This window comes from Pseudomonas fragi (genome assembly GCF_900105835.1).
GTDB classification, from domain to species: Bacteria; Pseudomonadota; Gammaproteobacteria; order Pseudomonadales; family Pseudomonadaceae; genus Aquipseudomonas; species Aquipseudomonas fragi.
Genome location: NZ_LT629783.1, coordinates 1,647,938 through 1,664,330 on the forward strand (window position 1 = coordinate 1,647,938; position 16,393 = coordinate 1,664,330).

At 56.5% G+C, this 16,393-nt stretch carries 12 protein-coding genes and 4 tRNA genes; 3 read left to right on the forward strand and 13 right to left on the reverse strand.

Annotation, left to right across the window (positions count from 1 at the left end; all coding sequences use genetic code 11):
- Positions 1 to 157: 157 nt before the first annotated feature.
- The 9 genes from BLU25_RS07505 to BLU25_RS07545 all read right to left on the reverse strand — a co-directional run bounded on the left by BLU25_RS07505 (position 158) and on the right by BLU25_RS07545 (position 7,423).
- Positions 158 to 430: an HU family DNA-binding protein gene (locus BLU25_RS07505; RefSeq protein ID WP_016782315.1), complete on the reverse strand. Its 273-nt coding sequence runs from the start codon at positions 428 to 430 to the stop codon at positions 158 to 160.
- 144 nt (positions 431 to 574) lie between these two features.
- Entirely contained in the window at positions 575 to 2,971 is a 2,397-nt protein-coding gene (lon, locus tag BLU25_RS07510) for an endopeptidase La (RefSeq protein ID WP_016782314.1), read from the reverse strand.
- Positions 2,972 to 3,134: 163 nt separating this feature from the next.
- Positions 3,135 to 4,418 carry an ATP-dependent Clp protease ATP-binding subunit ClpX gene (gene clpX, locus BLU25_RS07515; RefSeq protein WP_016782313.1) on the reverse strand — a complete coding sequence of 428 codons (1,284 nt, stop codon included), beginning with the start codon at positions 4,416 to 4,418 and terminating at the stop codon, positions 3,135 to 3,137.
- 107 nt (positions 4,419 to 4,525) lie between these two features.
- A complete protein-coding gene (gene clpP, locus BLU25_RS07520; protein WP_016782312.1) occupies positions 4,526 to 5,167 on the reverse strand; it encodes an ATP-dependent Clp endopeptidase proteolytic subunit ClpP in 642 nt (213 codons plus the stop codon).
- 90 nt (positions 5,168 to 5,257) lie between these two features.
- Positions 5,258 to 6,568 carry a trigger factor gene (gene tig / locus BLU25_RS07525; protein ID WP_029611584.1) on the reverse strand — a complete coding sequence of 437 codons (1,311 nt, stop codon included), beginning with the start codon at positions 6,566 to 6,568 and terminating at the stop codon, positions 5,258 to 5,260.
- A gap of 359 nt (positions 6,569 to 6,927) precedes the next feature.
- Positions 6,928 to 7,003, reverse strand: a tRNA-His gene (locus BLU25_RS07530).
- An 85-nt stretch (positions 7,004 to 7,088) separates the two neighbouring features.
- Positions 7,089 to 7,173 (reverse strand) — tRNA-Leu (locus tag BLU25_RS07535).
- Positions 7,174 to 7,229: 56 nt separating this feature from the next.
- Positions 7,230 to 7,305 (reverse strand) — tRNA-His (locus tag BLU25_RS07540).
- Between the two features lie 41 nt (positions 7,306 to 7,346).
- A tRNA-Arg gene (locus BLU25_RS07545) sits at positions 7,347 to 7,423 on the reverse strand.
- Between the two features lie 280 nt (positions 7,424 to 7,703).
- Here BLU25_RS07545 and folD point away from each other — a divergent pair.
- Positions 7,704 to 8,561 (forward strand): bifunctional methylenetetrahydrofolate dehydrogenase/methenyltetrahydrofolate cyclohydrolase FolD, encoded by an 858-nt coding sequence (gene folD / locus BLU25_RS07550; RefSeq protein ID WP_016782310.1) that lies wholly within the window; start codon positions 7,704 to 7,706, stop codon positions 8,559 to 8,561.
- 289 nt (positions 8,562 to 8,850) lie between these two features.
- Here the strand turns inward: folD and cysS are convergent, their stop codons facing one another.
- Complete coding sequence (gene cysS / locus BLU25_RS07555; RefSeq protein WP_016782309.1) at positions 8,851 to 10,233, reverse strand: cysteine--tRNA ligase; 1,383 nt, start codon at positions 10,231 to 10,233, stop codon at positions 8,851 to 8,853.
- A 22-nt stretch (positions 10,234 to 10,255) separates the two neighbouring features.
- Positions 10,256 to 11,953, reverse strand: a complete 1,698-nt coding sequence (locus tag BLU25_RS07560; protein ID WP_016782308.1) for a glutamine--tRNA ligase/YqeY domain fusion protein — start codon at positions 11,951 to 11,953, stop codon at positions 10,256 to 10,258.
- Positions 11,954 to 12,230: 277 nt separating this feature from the next.
- On the opposite strand from BLU25_RS07560, the gene BLU25_RS07565 reads away from it, so the two are divergent.
- Both BLU25_RS07565 and lpxH read left to right on the forward strand, forming a co-directional pair.
- Positions 12,231 to 12,734, forward strand: coding sequence for a peptidylprolyl isomerase (locus BLU25_RS07565; RefSeq protein WP_016782307.1), 504 nt, complete (start codon positions 12,231 to 12,233; stop codon positions 12,732 to 12,734).
- The gene (lpxH, locus tag BLU25_RS07570; protein ID WP_016782306.1) at positions 12,731 to 13,459 is read left to right on the forward strand and encodes a UDP-2,3-diacylglucosamine diphosphatase; all 729 of its coding nucleotides are present in this window, start codon (positions 12,731 to 12,733) and stop codon (positions 13,457 to 13,459) included. The genes BLU25_RS07565 and lpxH overlap by 4 nt, the downstream gene beginning before the upstream one ends.
- A gap of 131 nt (positions 13,460 to 13,590) precedes the next feature.
- Here lpxH and BLU25_RS07575 read toward each other — a convergent pair whose 3' ends face one another.
- Together BLU25_RS07575 and BLU25_RS07580 are read right to left on the reverse strand one after the other, a co-directional pair.
- The gene (locus tag BLU25_RS07575; protein WP_083369581.1) at positions 13,591 to 15,120 is read right to left on the reverse strand and encodes a DHA2 family efflux MFS transporter permease subunit; all 1,530 of its coding nucleotides are present in this window, start codon (positions 15,118 to 15,120) and stop codon (positions 13,591 to 13,593) included.
- Positions 15,121 to 15,183: 63 nt separating this feature from the next.
- Positions 15,184 to 16,389 carry an HlyD family secretion protein gene (locus tag BLU25_RS07580; RefSeq protein ID WP_016782304.1) on the reverse strand — a complete coding sequence of 402 codons (1,206 nt, stop codon included), beginning with the start codon at positions 16,387 to 16,389 and terminating at the stop codon, positions 15,184 to 15,186.
- Positions 16,390 to 16,393 lie beyond the last annotated feature (4 nt).

Here is a 16,393-nt window from a genome sequence, read left to right on the forward strand (position 1 = left end):
CATCCGAGGATGCGCCTTCTCGTAACTGGCGGAGCGGACCGGGCTCGAACCCGCGACCCCCGGCGTGACACATCGATGTTGCCATCGACTGCACTACCGCTCCGCTGCCAAGCCTGGCGTGCGCCTGACCCGGTTGGGTAAAAGGTGTTACAGAAACTTAGTTAACCGCTTCTTTCAGTGCTTTACCGGCTTTGAAGCCTGGTTTTTTGGCAGCAGGAATTTCCAGCGTTTTACCGGTCTGTGGGTTACGACCAATACGAGCAGGGCGATCGGTTACAGAGAAAGTACCAAAACCAACCAGTACCACAGAGTCGCCAGCCTTAAGAGCGCCAGTGACGGATTCGATTACTGCGTCCAGCGCACGGCCAGCTGCAGCTTTCGGGATATCAGCAGATGCAGCGATAGCATCAATCAGTTCCGACTTGTTCACTCTAAGTCCCCTTATATCTATCTGAGTATGTTTCTAAAGTTTTTGGTAAAAGCAGACGACCGCTGAAGCACTTGTTGACACTTATGAGCCGCTTTATAACAAGGGCTCCAAAACGCGTCAACAAGCCCATCAGGCAAAGCCATATTAATGCGTGCTAATTCTTTCCTTAGAGTCAGACTCTCGCTTGTCGTCCTTGGCAACAATCTCGGGAGCCACATCCGGCAAGGGCTCCGGGGCGTATTGCAGCGCAATTTGCAGGACTTCGTCAATCCATTTAACCGGTTTGATCTGAAGATCCTGTTTGATGTTGTCAGGAATTTCCTTCAGATCACGAACGTTTTCTTCTGGAATAATTACAGTCTTGATCCCACCACGGTGAGCTGCCAGTAATTTTTCCTTCAGGCCACCAATAGCCAGTACCTGACCACGCAAGGTAATTTCACCTGTCATGGCAACATCTGCGCGCACCGGAATCAGCGTCAATGCAGAGACCAGGGCCGTGCACATGCCCACACCGGCACTAGGGCCATCTTTAGGTGTGGCGCCTTCCGGCATATGGATGTGAATATCGCGTTTTTCGTGGAAATCCAACGGGATACCGAGGCTTTTGGCACGGCTGCGGACCACCGTCAAAGCAGCGGTGATCGACTCGACCATCACATCGCCCAACGAACCGGTCTTGATCAGCTGGCCTTTGCCAGGCACAACGGCCGCTTCGATGGTCAGCAGTTCGCCACCCACCTGGGTCCAGGCAAGGCCGGTCACCTGACCGATCTGATCCTGAACTTCAGCCAAACCGTAGCTGAATTTTCTTACACCCAAAAAGTGCTCGAGCAGCTCCGGGGTGACGGTGACGGCAAAGCGTTTTTCCAGCGCATGCTCCTTGACCGCCTTGCGGCAGATCTTCGCAATCTGGCGCTCAAGGCCCCGCACACCGGCTTCGCGGGTGTAATAGCGGATAATGTCGCGGATGGCTTCGTTATCAAACGCCAGCTCGCCCTTCTTCAAGCCATTGGCTTCAATTTGTTTCGGGGCCAGGTATTTGACGGCAATATTGATTTTTTCGTCTTCGGTGTAGCCAGGCAGACGAATGACTTCCATCCGGTCCAGCAAGGCTGGCGGGATGTTCATCGAGTTGGAGGTACACAGGAACATCACATCGGACAGGTCGTAGTCGACCTCGAGGTAATGATCGTTGAAATTGTGGTTCTGCTCGGGATCCAGCACCTCAAGCAATGCCGAAGCCGGATCGCCACGCATGTCGCTGCCCATCTTGTCGATTTCATCGAGCAGGAACAACGGGTTGCGCACGCCAACCTTGGTCATCTTTTGAATCAATCTTCCTGGCATCGAACCGATGTAAGTACGGCGATGGCCACGGATTTCCGCTTCATCACGCACGCCACCCAAGGCCATGCGTACAAATTTACGGTTTGTTGCGTGGGCAATAGACTCGGCGAGCGAGGTTTTACCGACGCCCGGAGGACCGACCAGGCACAGAACCGGGCCACGAATTTTCTTCACGCGTTTTTGTACGGCGAGATATTCGAGGATCCGCTCTTTGACTTCGTCCAGACCGTAGTGGTCTGCATCCAGGATGTCTTCGGCGCGCTTGAGATCCAGACGCACCTTGCTCTGGGCCTTCCACGGCACCTGCACCAGCCAGTCGATGTAGGAGCGCACCACCGTGGCTTCTGCAGACATTGGCGACATTTGCTTGAGCTTGTTCAGCTCGGCCTGGGCCTTGGCCATTGCATCTTTGGGCAGGCCGGCAGCATCGATACGCTTTTTCAGCTCTTCGATTTCATTGTGACCTTCGTCACCATCACCCAGCTCTTTCTGAATGGCCTTCATCTGCTCATTCAGGTAGTACTCGCGCTGGCTGCGCTCCATTTGCTTTTTAACGCGGCCACGGATGCGTTTTTCAACTTGCAGCAGGTCGATCTCGGCATCCAGCAGGGCCAGAACGTGTTCAACACGAGCCTGCAGATCGATGATTTCGAGGATTTCCTGCTTCTGCTCGATCTTGAGTGCCATATGGGCAGCCATCGTATCGACCAGACGGCTTGGCTCATCAATGCTGTTAAGCGATGACAGCACCTCGGCCGGGACTTTTTTGCCCAGTTGCACATATTGCTCGAACTGGGACAGCAGGCTGCGCACAAACACTTCGGATTCACGATCCGGGGCAGCCACTTCGTCAATCAGGGAGACTTCGGCACTCAGATAACCATCTGCCTGGCCAAAATGCTCGACCGCACCGCGCTGCTCACCCTCAACCAGCACCTTGACCGTGCCGTCCGGGAGTTTGAGCAATTGCAGGACAGTTGCAATGGTGCCGACCCGATACAGAGCGTCTTCGCCCGGATCATCGTCAGCAGGATTCTTTTGAGCCAGCAGCAAAATCTGCTTGTCGCCCGTCATCGCAGCCTCAAGGGCCTCGATCGACTTCTCGCGTCCCACGAACAGTGGGATCACCATGTGCGGATAAACCACAACATCGCGCAATGGCAGGAGAGGCAATTCGATGGTTGTCTTCATGATTTCGCCTCTACGGCGGCCATAAGGCCGTAATCAGATGGATGTAAGCTTGAAGCCAAGATGGGGGCAGTCTTGAAAAAAAACAAGCGTTGAACGACAGGAAAAACAAAGGGGCCCGAAGGCCCCTTCTTTAACACGCAATGTGCAATGCCCGGCACTGCATTTACGCGTCAGGTGCAACCTTGGCAGTCGCTTCGTTGTTTTCATAGATCAACAACGGTTTGGACTTGCCTTCTATAACGCTTTCGTCGATCACCACTTTACTCACCTCGGACTGCGAGGGGATTTCGTACATGGTGTCGAGCAGCACGCCTTCAAGAATCGAACGCAGGCCACGGGCGCCAGTCTTGCGCTCGAGCGCTCGCTTGGCCACGGCTTTCAGGGCGTCAGCACGGAACTCGAGGTCTACACCTTCCATCTCGAACAACTTGCCATACTGCTTGGTCAGCGCGTTCTTCGGCTCGGTCAGAATCTGCATCAAGGCAGCTTCGTCCAGCTCGTCGAGCGTTGCCAGAACAGGCAGACGACCCACGAATTCCGGGATCAGGCCAAACTTGACCAGATCGTCAGGTTCGACTTCACGCAGGGATTCGCCAACCTTCTTGCCCTCTTCCTTGCTGCGTACTTCAGCACTGAAGCCGATGCCGCCGCGAGTCGAGCGAGCCTGTACAACTTTCTCCAGGCCCGAGAACGCACCACCACAGATAAACAGGATGTTGCGGGTATCAACCTGCAAGAACTCCTGCTGCGGGTGCTTGCGACCACCTTGCGGCGGCACGGAAGCCACGGTGCCTTCGATCAGCTTGAGCAATGCCTGCTGCACACCTTCACCGGAAACATCACGGGTAATCGAAGGGTTGTCAGACTTGCGCGAAATCTTGTCGATTTCATCAATGTAGACAATGCCCATCTGGGCTTTTTCTACGTCGTAATCGCATTTCTGCAGCAGCTTCTGAATGATGTTTTCAACATCTTCGCCCACATAACCGGCTTCGGTCAGCGTGGTCGCGTCAGCGATGGTGAAAGGCACATTCAGCAGGCGCGCCAGGGTTTCTGCCAGCAGGGTCTTACCCGAGCCGGTCGGGCCGATCAGCAGGATGTTGCTCTTGCCGAGTTCGACGTCGTCGTTCTTCTTGTCACGCTGGTTAAGGCGCTTGTAGTGGTTGTATACCGCTACAGCCAAAACCTTTTTGGCACGTTCCTGACCAATGACGTATTGATCAAGGATGCCGCTGATTTCTTTTGGCGATGGTAATTTATGCGCGCTGCTCTCGGCCTGGGCTTCCTGCACCTCCTCACGGATGATGTCATTGCACAGGTCAACGCATTCGTCGCAGATAAAGACCGAGGGGCCGGCAATCAATTTGCGCACTTCATGCTGGCTTTTGCCACAGAAGGAGCAATAGAGCAATTTGCCGTTGTCCTCGCCGTTGCGGGTGTCAGTCATTCGATCGATCCAAATCCGATAGGCTTGCAACACAAGATGAAGGCAACTGCGGGCTTTTTCAAGCCCGCAGGTGGTCGGTTAGCCCAACCACCCCCAATTTGAGCTGCTTAAGCGGGCATTTGACGCTTGCTGAACACAGAGTCGATCAAACCGTATTCGGTTGCACGCTCGGCGCTCATGAAGTTGTCACGCTCGGTGTCGCGCTCGATGGTTTCGAGAGTCTGGCCCGTGTGGTGAGCCAGCAGCGAGTTCAAGCGATGACGGATGTTAAGGATTTCCTTGGCATGAATGTCGATATCCGACGCCTGGCCCTGGAAACCGCCCAGCGGCTGGTGAATCATCATGCGCGAGTTCGGCAGGCAGTGACGCTTGCCCGGTGCGCCACCGGCCAACAGGAAGGCACCCATGCTGCAGGCCTGGCCGATGCAGATGGTCGACACGTCAGGCTTGATGAATTGCATGGTGTCGTAGATCGACATGCCTGCAGTCACCGAACCGCCCGGCGAGTTGATGTACAGGTGGATGTCCTTGTCCGGGTTCTCGGCCTCAAGGAACAGCAGCTGCGCCGCCACCAGGTTGGCCATGTAGTCTTCTACGGGGCCGACCAGGAAGATGATTCGCTCCTTCAGGAGGCGCGAGTAGATGTCGTAAGCGCGTTCGCCACGGGCGGACTGCTCGACAACCATCGGGACCAGGCCGCCAGCGGCGTGGATATCAGAGTTCTGCTGAATATAAGAATTGCGGGACATGTCCGGCAGTCACTCCCAAATAGTCTTGTCTGGATACGCATAAGCCAGCTCGAGGCTGGCTTATGGTTGTGTTTTCTAACGAGTCAGAAATCAGTCGGCTTGTGGAGCTTCCACCGGCTTGACAGCTTCTTCGTAAGAGACCGCTTTATCGGTCACCTTGGCCTTCTGCAGAACAGTATCCACAACTTGCTCTTCCAGCACAACCGAACGAACCTCGTTCAATTGAGCGTCGTTTTTGTAGTACCAAGCTACAACCTGCTCTGGCTCCTGGTAAGCGGAAGCCATTTCCTGAATCATTTCGCGAACGCGATCTTCGTCAGGCTTGAGGTCGAACTGCTTGACCACTTCAGCCACGATCAGGCCCAGCACTACGCGGCGGTTGGCTTGCTCTTCGAACAGCTCGGCCGGCAGTTGGTCTGGCTTGATGTTGCCACCGAACTGTTGAACAGCCTGCACGCGCAGACGGTCAACTTCGTTGGCCAGCAGGGATTTAGGCACTTCGATCGGGTTGGCAGCCAGCAGGCCGTCCATTACCTGGTTCTTGACCTTGGACTTGATCGCCTGACGCAGTTCACGCTCCATGTTCTTGCGAACTTCGGCGCGGAAACCTTCCAGACCGGTTTCCTTGATGCCGAACTGGGCGAAGAACTCTTCGTTCAGTTCTGGCAGCTTAGGCTCGGAAACAGTGTTCACGGTTACGGTGAACTCGGCTTCTTTGCCAGCCAGGTCCAGGTTCTGGTAGTCAGCAGGGAAAGTCAGTTTCAGAACGCGTTCTTCACCGGCTTTGGCGCCTACCAGGCCTTCTTCGAAGCCAGGAATCATACGGCCCGAACCCAGGACCAGCTGAGTACCGGTGGCGGAGCCGCCAGCGAATACTTCGCCGTCTACCTTGCCAACGAAATCGATGTTCAGTTGATCATCGTTCTGGGCAGCACGATCAGTCACTTCAAAGCGGGTGTTCTGCTTGCGCAGCACGTCCAGCATCTTGTCCAGGTCGGCATCAGCCACTTCGGCGCTCAGGCGCTCGATAGCGATGGTATCCAGACCGGTTACTTCGAATTCAGGGAATACTTCGAAAGTAGCAACGTATTCCAGATCTTTGCCTTTTTCGAAAACTTTAGGCTCGATCGAAGGAGCACCGGCCGGGTTCAGCTTCTGCTCAACCACAGCTTCGTAGAACGAAGACTGGACTACATTGCCCAGCGCTTCCTGGCGCGCATCAGCTTCGTAACGCTGACGGATTACGCTCATTGGCACCTTGCCTGGACGGAAGCCCGGGATCTTGGCCTTTTGGGCAGTCTGTTGCAGACGCTTGTTGACTTCAGCCTCAATACGCTCAGCTGGCACGCCAATGGTCATGCGACGCTCAAGAGCGGAAGTATTTTCAACAGAAACTTGCATGGATATTCCTCGTTGCACAGACATTAGCCGGCCGTTTCCGACCCCATAATCAAGGGCAAGCATTCTAGTGGGTCAAACTCAAGAAGTCACCCTACCGCAAACACCCTGGGAAACGGCCGACAGAAATTAAGTAAAAGCAGCCATCCGCCTCGCCTTCTATATAGATAGAAGACTGCACTGATCAATTGGCGATAACGGGCAGCCTTTGGAGCCACCCCGATCTGCGCGCATTGTCACACAAATCGCAGAGGACGCTAAGCATGCGGGAAACAAGGCGCCGAGCGACACCCCTGTGTGCGATTGTCAAACCGCAGGTACAAAAAAACGCCAGAGGATTAGTCTGGCGTTTTCTTTTAATATGGGGTGGACGAAGGGGATCGAACCCTCGACAACGGGAGTCACAATCCCGTGCTCTACCAACTGAGCTACGCCCACCATAGTGCGCTTACAACCCTGCCCGCTCCTGAAAGCAAACAGTTACAACCAAAGAAAAAGCCGCTACAAGCGGCCTATCCAAATTTGGTGCGGACGGAGAGACTCGAACTCTCACACCTTGCGGCGCTGGAACCTAAATCCAGTGTGTCTACCAATTCCACCACATCCGCATTTCAAACTTCTGAAGCAAAGACGCCAGATTTTTAATCTGGCGGCTTTCTAAATATGGGGTGGACGAAGGGGATCGAACCCTCGACAACGGGAGTCACAATCCCGTGCTCTACCAACTGAGCTACGCCCACCATATTGCCTGTACTGCTTTACTTGTGCCAAAGCTGCCTAATGGCGCACCCGGCAGGACTCGAACCTGCGACCATCCGCTTAGAAGGCGGATGCTCTATCCAGCTGAGCTACGGGCGCATTGTTAGCCTGTATTCTTTGACGACTACAAACCAATTGCCTTCAGTATCACCAAGCTGGACAACAACTTCGCTCTACCTTCTTAACCAGTGCTAGGCTGTGCCCGACAAGTGCGACGAATGTTATAGGTGAGCCTGTAACCCGTCAACTGTTTTTTAAAAAAAGTTTAGAAATATAAAGGAGTTAGGGCAATAAACAGACCAGGCGCCTTTGCCCTCGCGCCACGGCATGCGAGAATGCACGTCCTTTTTCCACCCTTTACGATGGTTAATCACGCGTAATGACTGCACAACTAATCGACGGTAAAGCGATCGCCGCCAGCCTGCGCCAGCAGATTGCCAAACGTGTCGCCGAGCGTCACGAGCAAGGCCTGCGCACCCCTGGTCTGGCAGTGATTCTGGTCGGCAGCGATCCTGCTTCCCAGGTTTATGTTTCGCACAAGCGTAAAGACTGCGAAGAGGTAGGCTTTATTTCCCAAGCCTATGACCTGCCTTCTGACACTACCCAACAGGACCTGACCGACCTGATCGACCGTCTCAATGACGACGCGAACATCGACGGCATCCTGCTGCAACTGCCATTGCCCGCCCATCTGGATGCCTCCAGACTGCTGGAGCGCATTCGCCCGGACAAAGACGTCGACGGTTTCCACCCTTATAACGTCGGCCGCCTGGCCCAGCGCATCCCGCTGCTGCGCCCATGCACTCCCAAAGGCATCATGGCCCTGCTGGAAAGCACCGGCCAGGACCTGTACGGCATGGACGCAGTGATTGTCGGCGCTTCCAACATCGTTGGCCGCCCGATGGCGATGGAATTGTTGCTGGCTGGCTGCACCGTGACCGTGACCCACCGCTTCACCAAGGACCTGGCCGGCCACGTTGGCCGCGCCGATCTGGTGGTGGTAGCTGCCGGCAAGCCTGGCCTGGTCAAGGGCGAGTGGATCAAGGAAGGCGCCATCGTGATCGACGTGGGCATCAACCGCCAGGCGGATGGCAAGCTGGTGGGCGACGTGGTTTACGAGACCGCCCTGCCCCGCGCCGGCTGGATCACCCCGGTGCCGGGCGGCGTTGGCCCGATGACCCGTGCCTGCCTGCTGGAAAACACCTTGTACGCAGCCGAAGAATTGCACGGCAAATAGTGCAAAGCGCTGCAAAAAAACGGCACCTTCGGGTGCCGTTTTTATTGGCGCCGCTAAAAACCGGACAAACAAAAGCCCGCACTTGGCGCAATGCTGTTCACTTAAGAGCAACGCAGTTCAAGTGTGGGAGCGGGCTTGCTCGCGATGGCCTTCAGAACACCGCATTTACTTGGTAAATACGCGTCATCATTTACGACCATCGCGAGCAAGCCCGCTCCCACACAGGCACAAATCGTTTAAGTGAACAACATTACGCACTTGGCGGGCCGTTGTTCAAACAACGAGCAACCTAGTCAGCCAGCCGCCAGGTTGTCCCGCCTTTACTGTCTTCCAGCACTACACCCATTGCCGCGAGCTGATCACGGATACGGTCAGACTCCGCCCAGTCCTTGCCGGCACGGGCAGCCAGACGCGCATCGATCAAAGCCTGCACCTGAGCGGCATCGACCTTGCCTTCAGCACCTGCCTGCAGGAAGTCGTCAGCCTCAAGCTGCAACACACCCAGCACATCGGCCAACTGCTTGAGGCGCGCTGCCAGACCGGCAGCCGCCTGCAAATCGGTTTCACGCAAGCGGTTGATCTCGCGAACCATCTCGAACAGCACCGCACAGGCTTCCGGCGTACCGAAGTCGTCGTTCATGACCTGGGTAAAACGCTCAACAAACGCCTCACCACCGGCCGGGGCAACTTTCGGCAAGCCTTTAAGCGCGTTGTAGAAACGATCCAGGGCTGCCTTGGCATCCTTGAGATTGTCTTCCGAATAGTTGATCGAGCTACGGTAGTGGCTCGACACCAACAGATAACGCACCACCTCCGGGTGATATTTCGCCAGAACGTCGCGAATGGTGAAGAAGTTGTTCAAGGACTTGGACATCTTCTCGCCATTGATGCGAATCATCCCGCAATGCATCCAGGCATTGGCGTAGGTTTTACCCGTGGCCGCCTCGCTTTGCGCGATTTCGTTCTCATGGTGCGGAAACTCCAGGTCGCTGCCGCCGCCATGAATATCGAACGTCTCACCCAGGCAGCAGGTGGACATCACCGAGCATTCGATATGCCAGCCCGGACGACCCGGGCCCCACGGCGATTCCCAGCTCGGCTCGCCCGGCTTGACGCCTTTCCACAGCACGAAGTCCAGCGGATCGTCCTTGGCCTCATCGACCTCGATGCGCGCGCCGATACGCAGATCCTCGATCTTTTTGCGCGACAGCTTGCCGTAGCCCATGAACTTGGCAACGCGGTAGTACACGTCACCATTGCCCGGGGCATAGGCGTAACCCTTGTCGATCAGGGTCTGGATCATTGCGTGCATGCCAGGGATATGGTCCGTGGCACGGGGCTCCATATCCGGCTTGAGGATATTGAGGCGCGCCTCGTCTTCATGCATTGCCGCAATCATGCGCTCGGTCAGCGCCTCGAAAGGCTCGCCGTTTTCGCGGGCACGATTGATGATCTTGTCTTCAATGTCCGTGATATTGCGCACATAGGTCAGGTTATAACCGCTGAAACGCAACCAGCGGGTCACCAGATCGAAGGCAATCATGCTGCGACCATGGCCAATGTGGCAGTAGTCGTACACGGTCATGCCGCACACGTACATGCGAACATTGTTGCCGTCCAGCGGCTTGAAAACTTCTTTGCTCTTGGTGAGCGTGTTGTAGATCGTAAGCACGGCTTGTTCCTTCAAAACTTGATCACTGGCCCCACGAATCACGCAGGGTCACGGTACGGTTGAATACCGGGTGACCGGGTTTCGAGTCCTTGATATCTGCGCAGAAGTAACCTTCGCGCTCGAACTGGAAACGGTCTTCCGGCTGTGCATTGCCCAGCGAGGGTTCAGCACGACAACCGGTCAGTACCTGCAGCGAGTCAGGGTTGATGTTTTCCAGGAAGCCCGCACCGTCTTCGGCCTTTTCAGGGTTCGGCGAACGGAACAGACGATCATACAAACGTACTTCGCACTCGACGCTGGCTGCTGCCGGCACCCAGTGCACAACACCTTTGACCTTGCGACCTTCCGGGTTTTTGCCCAGGGTTTCAGGGTCATACGAGCAATGCAGTTCAACGATGTTGCCATCGGCATCCTTGATTGCTTCGTCGGCGCGGATCACATAGCTGCCGCGCAAACGCACTTCGCCCGCAGGCTCAAGACGCTTGTAGCCTTTTGGTGGCTCTTCCATGAAGTCGTCACGGTCGATGTAGATTTCACGGGCGAACGGCAATACCCGCACACCCATGTCTTCTTTCGGGTGGCAAGGCAGCTCAAGGTTTTCGACCTTGTCTTCAGGGTAGTTGGTGATAATCACTTTCAACGGACGCAGCACGCACATGGCGCGCGGCGCGCTGTGGTCCAGATCGTCACGAATGCTGAATTCCAGCATGCCGAAGTCCACTACACCGTCGGAACGGTTGGTGCCGACCATGTCGCAGAAATTGCGGATCGACTTGGGCGTGTAGCCACGGCGACGGAAACCCGACAGCGTCGACATGCGCGGGTCATCCCAGCCATTGACGTGCTTTTCATCGACCAGCTGCTTGAGCTTGCGTTTGCTGGTGATGGTGTAGTTCAGGTTCAGACGGCTGAATTCGTACTGACGCGGGTGCGCCGGCACTGGCAGGTTGTCCAGGAACCATTCATACAGCGGACGGTGGCTTTCGAACTCCAGGGTGCAGATCGAATGGGTGATGCCTTCAATGGCATCCGACTGACCGTGGGTGAAGTCATAGTTCGGGTAGATGCACCACTTGTCACCGGTCTGGTGGTGATGGGCATGGCGGATGCGATACATGATCGGATCGCGCAGGTTCATGTTCGGCGACGCCATGTCGATCTTGGCGCGCAGCACGCACTTGCCGTCTTCGAACTCACCGGCGGTCATGCGGGCGAACAGGTCCAGGTTCTCTTCGACGCTGCGCTCGCGAAACGGGCTGTTCTTGCCAGGCTCGGTCAGGCTGCCGCGGTATTCCTTGGCTTGCTCAGGGGTCAGGTCGCAAACGTAGGCCTTACCTTCTTTAATCAGGTAAATCGCCCACGCGTGCAACTGGTCGAAATATTGCGAGGCATAGCGCACTTCGCCAGACCACTCAAAGCCCAGCCACTTGACGTCGCTTTCGATGGCGTCGATGTATTCCTGGTCTTCCTTGGCCGGGTTGGTGTCGTCAAAACGCAAATGCGTTACGCCGCCGAATTCCTGAGCCAGCCCGAAGTTCACACAAATGGATTTGGCGTGACCGATGTGCAGGTAGCCGTTGGGCTCCGGCGGAAAGCGGGTCACGATCTGCGTGTATTTACCCGAGTCTAGGTCCGCCTGAACGATTGGACGCAGGAAGTTAGCCGGGACAGCAGGGCCAGCCTTTGGATTCAGAGTGGGGTCGACAGTGGGCTTGCTCATAGGATCCTTGAACGTAACAGGGTGCGCGGCCTGGGTCGGCCGACTAAATCAAAGCGCCTATCATAGCCGATGCCGTCAAGTCACCGACAGAGCAGGTGCTCAATCAAAGCGATTGAAATGCCGGCTTTTAGTCCCCATATGGGAAAAACACCATCGAAATGCCGTGCGAGCACGCTAAACTCCGCCCGCGGCTGTATCTACCCAGCCAGCCCGGGGGATTGAGGTGTGTTCACCCCGCTCCCTGGCCCGACGAATTCCCTGATAGAGCGATACGACCATGACCCAAGTAAAACTGAGCACCAACCACGGCGACATCGTGATCGAACTGAACGCTGAAAAAGCACCGATCACCGTAGCCAACTTCATCGAATACGTAAAAGCCGGCCACTACGAAAACACCGTTTTCCACCGTGTAATCGGCAATTTCATGATCCAGGGCGGCGGTTTTGAGCCAGGCATGAAAGAAAAGAAAGACAAGCGCCCAAGCATCCAGAACGAAGCCGACAACGGCCTGCCAAACGAGAAGTACACCGTGGCCATGGCTCGCACCATGGAGCCGCATTCGGCTTCCGCCCAGTTCTTTATCAACGTGGCTGACAACAGCTTCCTGAACCACAGCGGCAAAACCGCCCAGGGTTGGGGCTACGCTGTATTCGGTAAAGTCGTTGCCGGCCAGGACGTAGTAGACAAGATCAAAGGCGTTGCCACCACTTCCAAAGCCGGCCACCAGGACGTGCCAAAAGAAGACGTGATCGTCGAGAAAGCAGAGATCATTGAGTGATACTGCTGATTTCAGATTTGCATCTGGAAGAGGAGCGCCCGGATATTACCCGGGCGTTTCTGGATTTCCTGACCGGGCGTGCGCGCTCGGCTCAGGCGCTCTACATCCTGGGCGATTTTTTTGAAGCCTGGATTGGCGACGATGCCATGACACCCTATCAGCGCTCGATCTGTGAAGCGCTGCGAACACTCAGCGACACCGGCACGCAGATTTTTCTGATGCACGGCAACCGCGACTTTTTACTTGGCCAGGCCTTTTGCAAAGCGGCTGGCTGCACCCTGATCAAAGACCCCAGCGTGGTCGACTTCTATGGCGAGCCGGTTTTGCTGATGCACGGCGACAGCCTGTGCACCCGCGACGAAGCCTATATGCGCCTGCGACGCATCCTGCGCAACCCCGTCACTTTATGGGTCCTGCGCCACCTGCCACTGAGCACGCGGCACAAACTGGCGCGCAAGCTGCGCAGCGAAAGCCGCGCGCAAACCCGCATGAAAGCCAATGACATTGTTGACGTGACCGCCGAGGAAGTACCGCGGATCATGGCGCACTATGGCGTGCACACCCTGATTCACGGCCACACCCATCGCCCGGCGATTCACAAGCTGCAGATCGGCGATCAGGCCGCCCGCCGTATTGTGCTGGGCGACTGGGACCGTCAGGGCTGGGTGCTGCAAGTGGATGAACAAGGCATGCAGATGGCGCCGTTTGATTTTGCGCCTGCCTAGAGTCAAAAGCCCCTCACCCTGGCCCTCTCCCGGAGGGAGAGGGAACTGACCGCATGCAGATTCAAGAACACCACAGATCAGCCCCCTCTCCCTCCGGGAGAGGGCTGGGGTGAGGGCAAGAAGCCCCCACATCAATGCCCGCTGGTCGCCGGCCCCGCCTTCGCTGCAAATGGCGGCTTGGCCAGCCACACCAGCAAAATCAAGCCCATAAACAGCCAACCCATCATGGTGAAGTAATCCACGGTGGAGAACATATAAGCCTGGCTGGTCAGAATCTGATCCATCTGCGCGTAGGCTGGTGTACTGGCGCCGCCCAGGCTTTCGAGCGTATGCCGGGTTACCGGGTCATAGGCGCTGATGCTTTCACTCATATAGGCATGATGCTGGTCAGCCCGGCGAATCCAGATCCAGGTCGTCAGGGACGCCGCAAAGCTGCCGCCAAGCGTGCGCAGGAACGTCGCCAGCCCGGCGCCATCGGCAATCTGATGCGGCGGTAAATCCGACATCAAAATGGTCAGCGTCGGCATAAAGAACAGCGCCACGCCAATCCCCATAAACAGTTGCACCATCGCGATATGCTGGAAATCCACCTGATTGGTGAATTCGGCACGCATAAAGCAGCTCAGGCCAATGGCCAAAAACGCCAGCCCGGCCAACAGGCGCAAGTCGAATTTATTGGCGTATTTGCCCACAAACGGCGACATCAGTACCGGCAGAATCCCGATCGGCGCCACTGCCAGCCCGGCCCAGGTGGCGGTGTAGCCCATCTGCGTCTGTAGCCACTGCGGTAGAATCAGGTTGATACCAAAGAACCCGGCATAACCCAGCACCAGCACAATGGTGCCAATACGGAAGTTGCGGTGGGCAAACAAGCGCAGGTTGACGATCGGATGCTTGTCAGTCATTTCCCAAATAACAAAGGCCGCCAGCGCCACCACGGACAATGCAGTACCCAGCAGGATGAAATTGGACTCGAACCAGTCCAGGTCATTGCCTTTGTCGAGCACGATCTGCAGCGCGCCCACACCAATGATCAGGGTGATAAGCCCCACATAATCCATCGGTTGCCGGGTAATCACCACCGGCCGCGCTTTCAATTGCTGGCGAACCACCATCACGGCAAAGATGCCGATCGGGATATTGATAAAGAAGATCCACGGCCAGCTGTAACTGTCAGTAATCCAGCCGCCCAGAATGGGCCCGGCAATCGGTGCAACCACCGTGACCATCGCCAGCAATGCCAATGCCATCCCCCTTTTTGCCGGGGGGTAGACTGCAATCAGCAGGGTCTGCGTCATAGGGTACAGCGGCCCCGCTACCAACCCCTGGAGCACGCGAAACCCGACCAGCTCGGGCATCGACGTCGAAATACCGCACAGAAACGAGGCCAGCACGAACAGCATGGTGGCCCACAGAAACAACTTCACCTCGCCAAAACGCCGGCTTAGCCAGCCGGTCAACGGCAAGGCAATGGCGTTACTGACGGCAAAGGAGGTAATTACCCACGTTCCCTGCTCCGAACTCACCCCCAGATTGCCGGAGATGGTCGGCAAGGCAACGTTGGCGATGGTGGTGTCGAGCACCTGCATAAAGGTCGCCAGCGACAGGCCGATCGTGGCCATTACCAGGCTGGGAGGGGAAAAAGACGCGTTTGTACTCATCGCAAATCCTTTAAAACCGGGGATGCAGCCCCGCCTGTGCGGCGAGGCTTATGGATTGGCGAATCAGCGCTGGGCAGCCATGTCGCCTGCCCCGGCGCTGTTGCTGTCAATCAAGCGCGTGATCAGGGCTTCGGCATCGGCCAATTGTTGTGCATACACGTTGGTGGAGAACGAGGCTTTTTGCGGCGGTTGCTGGGCCAATACCGGGCCGGTCTGGTCGCGCAGGTTCACGTCAACTGTGGTCGACAAGCCCACACGCAGTGGATGCTCGGCCAGTTCATCGGCATTGATATGGATACGCACCGGCACACGCTGGACAATCTTGATCCAGTTGCCCGTGGCGTTTTGCGCAGGCAGCAAGGCAAATGCGCTGCCGGTGCCGGCACCGATGCTGTCGATGGTGCCGCTGTACTTCACATTACTGCCGTAAATATCCGACTCGATGTCTACCGGCTGGCCAATGCGCATCTTGTGCAACTGGGTTTCCTTGAAGTTGGCATCGATCCACAGCTGGTTGAGAGGGATCACCGCCATCAAGGCCGTGCCCGGCTGAACCCGCTGACCCAGTTGCACGGTACGCTTGGCCACATAACCGGTGACCGGAGCGATCAGGGTGGAGCGGGCATTGGCCAGGTACGCCTGACGCAACTGCGCCGCGGCAGCCTTCACATCGGGGTGATCGGCCACCGCCGTGTTGTCGACCAGTGCGCTGGTCGTGTCGAGCTTTTGCTCGGCATTGCGCAGGGCACTTTGTGCCGAAGACAAATCATCGCGGGCGTGGGACAGCTCTTCCTGGGAAATGGCCCCGCCAGCCGCCAGGCTTTTACGGCGGTTGTAGTTGTCCTGGTTTTTTTGCACTTCAACCTTCTGCGCAGCAACCTGGGCCTTCATGCCCTTCACATCACTGAACAGGCCGCGCACCTGGCGCACAGTACGGGCCAGGTTGGCCTCGGCACTTTGCAGGCCGACCTGCGCATCGCTCGGGTCAAAATTGATCAGCACCTGACCTTCATGCACCAGATCGCCATCGTCGGCGCCGATGCTGACTACCGTACCGGTGACCAGCGGCGTGATTTCAACCACGTTGCCATTTACATAAGCATCATCAGTGCTTTCGCTCCAGCGACCATACAGCTCATGCCAGGCCCACACGGCCAGCCCCAGCAGGATGACCAGAATCGCCAGCCCGCTGAGCCAGAGTTTGCGTTTGCGCTGGTTGGCAGCGTCCTGGGGTTGTTGCGTTTCATTCGGTGTTTGCACAGTGGCCATGACG

Excerpts from the sequence above, each read along its gene's own strand:
- lon (WP_016782314.1), bottom strand. The coding sequence starts at position 2,971 with ATGAAGACAACCATCGAATTGCCTCTCCTGCCATTGCGCGATGTTGTG.
- BLU25_RS07575 (WP_083369581.1), bottom strand. The coding sequence starts at position 15,120 with ATGAGTACAAACGCGTCTTTTTCCCCTCCCAGCCTGGTAATGGCCACG.
- tig (WP_029611584.1), bottom strand. The coding sequence starts at position 6,568 with ATGCAAGTTTCTGTTGAAAATACTTCCGCTCTTGAGCGTCGCATGACC.
- BLU25_RS07560 (WP_016782308.1), bottom strand. The coding sequence starts at position 11,953 with ATGAGCAAGCCCACTGTCGACCCCACTCTGAATCCAAAGGCTGGCCCT.
- BLU25_RS07580 (WP_016782304.1), bottom strand. The coding sequence starts at position 16,389 with ATGGCCACTGTGCAAACACCGAATGAAACGCAACAACCCCAGGACGCT.
- clpP (WP_016782312.1), bottom strand. The coding sequence starts at position 5,167 with ATGTCCCGCAATTCTTATATTCAGCAGAACTCTGATATCCACGCCGCT.
- folD (WP_016782310.1), top strand. The coding sequence starts at position 7,704 with ATGACTGCACAACTAATCGACGGTAAAGCGATCGCCGCCAGCCTGCGC.
- clpX (WP_016782313.1), bottom strand. The coding sequence starts at position 4,418 with ATGACTGACACCCGCAACGGCGAGGACAACGGCAAATTGCTCTATTGC.
- BLU25_RS07565 (WP_016782307.1), top strand. The coding sequence starts at position 12,231 with ATGACCCAAGTAAAACTGAGCACCAACCACGGCGACATCGTGATCGAA.